Origin of the sequence: Aequorivita sp. CIP111184 (assembly GCF_900489465.1) — a bacterium.
In the GTDB taxonomy this organism is placed as follows: domain Bacteria; phylum Bacteroidota; class Bacteroidia; order Flavobacteriales; family Flavobacteriaceae; genus Aequorivita.
Genome location: NZ_UEFQ01000009.1, coordinates 1 through 229, shown reverse-complemented (window position 1 = coordinate 229; position 229 = coordinate 1). Strand labels below are relative to the sequence as shown.

Below are 229 nucleotides of genomic sequence, written 5' to 3'. Positions count from 1 at the left end.
GCTACTGGAAACGTGTCAATCACTGCTGCTGATGTGGATGGTGGTTCATCTGATGCATGTGGAATTGCAAGTAGAACTATTGACGTTTCATCATTCGATTGTTCCAATGTAGGCACGAACAATGTGGTGCTTACAGTAACCGATAATAACGGAAACGTTTCTACCTGTACCGCAGTGGTCACGGTTGAAGATACTATCGCTCCAATTATAGCATGTCCTGCAAATATTA

Annotated in this window: 1 protein-coding gene; it reads left to right on the top strand. The window is 42.8% G+C overall.

Translation table 11 applies throughout. The features are described 5' to 3' along the window. Positions 1-229, top strand: a 229-nt coding sequence (locus AEQU1_RS00055) for a hypothetical protein (RefSeq protein WP_220092301.1), incomplete at both ends; no start/stop codon positions are given.